This window comes from Streptomyces inusitatus (assembly GCF_014651115.1).
Taxonomy (GTDB): domain Bacteria; phylum Actinomycetota; class Actinomycetes; order Streptomycetales; family Streptomycetaceae; genus Streptomyces; species Streptomyces amakusaensis.
In genome coordinates this window covers 1-4,957 of sequence record NZ_BMWG01000057.1, presented here as the reverse complement: position 1 = coordinate 4,957, position 4,957 = coordinate 1, and the positions used below count along the sequence as shown (strand labels likewise).

The window sequence follows — 4,957 nt, the reverse complement described above, 5'->3', positions numbered from 1 at the left end:
AGCCGTACCACCACGGAACGACGACACCCCCGGCCGCCGACGATCCACCGGCAACACCAGCTCGTCGGGGATGCCTGCCAACGCGCCTCGCCAGTAGTCGAGCTGCCTGCCGATCAGGCTGTTCTCATCGCCCAGGTCGCCGAGGACTTCGCGCTGCCAGAGCGCGTAGTCGGCGTACTGGACGGGCAGCGGCTGCCAGCCGGGGGCCCGGCCCGCGCTGCGGGCCGCGTAGGCGGTGCCGAGGTCGCGCGTCAGCACTCCGGTGGACCAGCCGTCCGACGCGACGTGATGGATCACGATCAGCAGCACATGCTCCGTGGGGCCGGTCATCAGCAGCCTTGCCCGCCAGGGCAGATCGACGCTGAGGTCGAAGCCCCGGCCGGCGTGTGCGGCGAGCACGGATTCGAGTTCGCTCTCGTGGGTCTCGACCGCGATGAGCGGCGGGCGTCCGGCCGCGCCTTCCAGGATGTGCTGGCGCGGGGTCCCGTCGGTCTCGGGGAAGACGGTCCGCAGGCTCTCGTGCCGGTCGGCCACATCGCCGAGAGCCGCCTCCAGCGCGACCACGTCCAGCTCGCCCGAGAGACGCAGGGTCAGCGGCATGTTGTAGCCCGCGCCCTCGCCGGCGCCCTCCAGCCGGTTGAGGAACCACATCCGCTGCTGCGCGTAGGACAGCGGCAGCACATCCGGCCGCTCCCGGCGCGCCAGCGCGACACGGGTCTCGCCGTCCGTGCCGTCGATCAGACCGGCCAGCCCCGCCACGGTGGCGGCGGTGAACAGATCCCGGATGCTGACCTCGGTGTCGAGTACGGCACGGACCCTGGCGATCAGCCGCATCGCCAGCAGCGAGTCACCGCCCAGTTCGAAGAACGACACCTCCGCGCCGACCCGGTCCAGGCCCAGCACCTCGGCGAACAGCCCGCACAGGACCTCCTCCATGAGCGTGGCGGGCCCCCGGCCGCCTGCCGCACCGTCGAACTCGGGCGCGGGCAGAGCGGTACGGTTCAGCTTGCCGTTCACCGTCAGCGGCAGGGCCTCCAGGACGACGACCGCCGCCGGAACCATGTACTCCGGCAGCTGCTCTCCCGCGAACCGCTTGAGCGCCTCGATGTCGATGCTGTCGATGCTGTCGGCGGTCGTGGGTACGGCGTAGGCGACCAGACGCTTGTCACCCGGCCGGTCCTCGCGGACGATCACCGCGGCCTGAGCCACACTCTCGTGCGCGGCGAGGACCGACTCGACCTCGCCCGGCTCGACACGGAAGCCGCGGATCTTCACCTGCTCGTCCGCACGACCGGCGAACCAGAGCTGACCGTCCGCACTCCAACGGGCCAGGTCACCCGAGCGGTACATCCGCCCGCCGAACGGACTCGCCACAAAACGCTCAGCCGTCAGATCCGCACGGCCCGCATAACCACGGGCCAGGCCGTCACCGGCGACGTACAGCTCACCCGTCACACCGACCGGAACGGGCTGGAGGAAGTCGTCCAGGACGAACACCCGGGCGTTGCCGATCGGGCTTCCGATGGCCGGAGGCTGATCGTCGGGGGTCATCCCGGCGTCCAGCGGAACGGCGGTGGTGATGACGGTCGCCTCGGTCGGACCATAGGTGTTCCACACCCGCGAACCAGCGAGCCACCGACTCGCCAGATCGGCATTGAGCCGCTCAGCACCGAGGACCCAGTTCCGCACCCCGGGCACCGCCGCCGGGTCCAGGACACCCAGCAGAGACGGGACGACGCTCGCCACCTCGACACCCGAGGTACGGATCATCTCCGCCAACGCCTCCGGCTCACGGCGCTCCTCACTCGATGCGATGGCCAGCGTTCCGCCAGCAGCGAGCGTGACTACGACGTCCAGCACAGCCGCGTCAAAGCTGAACGACGCGAACTGAAGCGCCACCACCCCCTCGTCCACACCGAGCACCGGACGCATCACCTGCGCGAGGTTCGCCACCCCGCCGTGCGCGACCTCCACCCCCTTCGGACGACCCGTCGAACCCGAGGTGTAGATCACGTACGCCAGCTGCTCGGGAGTCACCGTGGTGACCGGCGCGGCCGAGGGCTGTGCCGCGATCCGATCGCCGATCCGGTCGAGCAGCATCACCGGGGTGTCCTCAACCGGCACACCCGCCAGCGTGTCCCCGGTGCTCAGTACGACCACCGCGCCGCTGTCCGCGACCATGTACGCGAGACGCTCCGCCGGGTGCTCCGGGTCGAGCGGCACATACGCCCCGCCCGCCTTCCACACCGCCAGCAGCGCCACCACCATGTCCACCCCGCGCGGCAGGCACAGACCCACCACCCGCTCCCGACCCACACCCGCGTCGGTCAGGACGTGCGCCAGCTGATTGGCGCGTGCGTCCAGCTCCTCGTACGAGAGAGCGTCCCCGCCGGACCGGACCGCCAGGGTCTCGGGCGCGTTCGCGACACGCGCCGCGAACAGGTCCGGCACCAGGGCCGCTTCGATCGGCCGCGCGGTGTCGTTCCACTCCGACACCAGCCGCGACCGCTCGGCTCCGTCCAGTACCTCGATCTGGCTGAGCAGGGCGTCCGGGGCCGTCGCCATCTGTTCCAGCAGCCGCAGCAGCCGGTCAAGGATGCTCTGTGCCTCGTCGGCGGTGAACAGGTCGGGACGGTAGGTGAGGCGCATGGCCAGACCGCCGATCGGCCCCGCCACGAGTCCGAGCGGGAAGTTGATCGACTCCCGGATCCCGGAGTCGAACACCCGGAGTCCGCCCGGGCCGGGCATCGGCGAATCCGTTTCCGAGTCCGTGCCCGTGTCCGGCGGCGCTTCCTGGTTGCCGCCCGACGGGAAGTTCTCGAAAGCCATGATCGTGTCGAAGGTGGCTCCCGCGCCCGCCAGGCGCTGGATGTCGCTCAGGCTCAGATACTGGAAGTCCATCAGCGCGGACTGCTCGGCCTGAAGCTGCACCAGCATTCCCGCCACCGTCTGCGCGGGGTCGAACCGTACGCGCACCGGCACGGTGTTGATGAACAGACCCAGCATCGACTCCATGCCGGGCAGTTCGGCGGGCCGCCCCGCGACGCTCGCGCCGAACACCACATCACGGCGGCCGGTGAGCTTGCCGATCAGCAGCGCCCATGCCGCCTGCACCACCGTATTCAGGGTCACCCCCTGGATGCGGACCAGCTCGCGCAGGGCCTCGTCCAGAGCGGGCTCCGCCTCGCCGATGACGACTTCGCCGTGCACCAGCTCGGCGTCCCGGTCGACGGGAGCGATGAGGCTCGGCTCCTCGACGTCCGCGAGCGCCTCCCGCCATGCCTCCTGGGCGGCTTCCCTGTCCTGACGGGACAGCCACTCCAGATAGTCGCGGAACGGAGTGACCGCGGGAAGGCCGCTCGTGCTGCCGCCGGCCTCGTACGCCGTCCACAGCTCCTGCATCAGGATCGGCAGCGACCAGCCGTCCAGCGCGATGTGGTGCAGCGTGATCATCATGCGGAACCGCTCGCCACCCAGCTTGACCAGGGCGACCCTGACCAGCGGGGGTGCTGTGAGATCGAAGCGGCGGGCGCGTTCCTCAAGGCCGAGCCGCTCCGCCTCGGCCGCCTTCTCGTCGTCCGAGAGGCCGGAGAGGTCCTCCTCGCGCCAGGGCATGACCACATGGCGGCTGACGACCTGGACCGGCTGATCCACTCCCGGGAGCTGATGGAACCCGGCCCGCAGGCTGGCGTGCCGGTCCAGCAGCGCCTGCCAGGACGTCCGCAGCGCCACCGGGTCCAGCGGGCCTTCGAGCCCCATGTCGAGCTGTTCGACATAGACGTCCGTGCCCTGCTCGTCGAAGAGCGCGTGGAACAGCAGCCCTTCCTGGAGCGGAGAGACCGGCAGGACTTCGACCAGCCCCGGAACCTCCGCCTCCAGCTCTTCGATCCTTGTCTGGTCGAGCGCCACGAGCGAGAAGTCGGACGGAGTGTGACCGCCGCTCTCCGAATCGGCCGTGTGGGTGACGAGCCCGGTCAGCATCGCCGCCCATCCGTCGAGCAGCCGAGTGACGGCCTCCTCGTCCCACAGCCGCTCCGGCCAGAGCAGGGTCAGCGTCAGCTCAGGCCCCTCGGGCAGATCCCGTACGACGCCCATGACCTCCAGCGCGTGCATGACCTGGTAATCCCCGCCCAGGCTCACATCACCACCGCCGTCGCGGGGCGGGGTCCAGCCGGCCGGGGCTCCCTTGGCGGGTGTCGCGGGGGCGGAGACGGAGAACCGTCCGAGGTAGTTGAAGCCGATCTGGGCCGAGGGCAGCGCGGCGAGTTCGGATGCCGTGTCGGGGTTGAGATAGCGCAGTACGCCGTAGCCCAGCCCGTCGCCCGGGACCGACCGCACCTGCTCCTTGACCCGCTTCAGCACCCGACCGGCCGCCGGACCGCCTTCCCTGATCTCCGTCAGATCCACCGATCCGACATCGAGCCGTACGGGATGGCTGCTGGTGAACCAGCCGACCGTCCGCGACAGATCGTCGGCGTCGCTGAGAGGAACCCGGCCGTGGCCTTCGAGGTCCACCAGGATCGCGCTGCCGGCGGGGGTGTGCTGAGTGTTCCGCCACTCGGCGACGGCCGCCGTCAGTCCGGTCAACAGCACATCGTCAATGCCCGCGTGGAACGCCGTGGGAACGCTGGTGAGCAGTTCGGACGTCACCTCGATGGGCACTCGCACCGACACCTGTCGCAGGGTCGCCTGGAGGTCGCGTTCGGGGTTGACCGGCTCCGTCGTGAGAAGCGGGTCGGGGCCTTGGAGGAAGTCGACCCACTGGGCCACTTCGGTGAGCCGGTCTTCGCTTCCGGCCTGCTCGGCGAGTTCACGCGCCCAGTGCCGGAAGGAGGTCGGTACGGAGTCGAGCGCGGCCTCACGTCCGGCCGCCAGCGCCTCGTACGTCTCGGCCAGGTCCGGCAGCAGGATCCGCAGGGACACCGTGTCGAGCGCCAGGTGGTTGACGATCAGCAGC

At 70.3% G+C, this 4,957-nt stretch carries 1 protein-coding gene; it reads right to left on the bottom strand.

Annotated elements, in window-relative coordinates; translation table 11 throughout:
- Nucleotides 1–4,957, bottom strand: a 4,957-nt coding sequence (locus tag IE247_RS33745; RefSeq protein WP_190127191.1) for a non-ribosomal peptide synthetase, incomplete at both ends; no start/stop codon positions are given.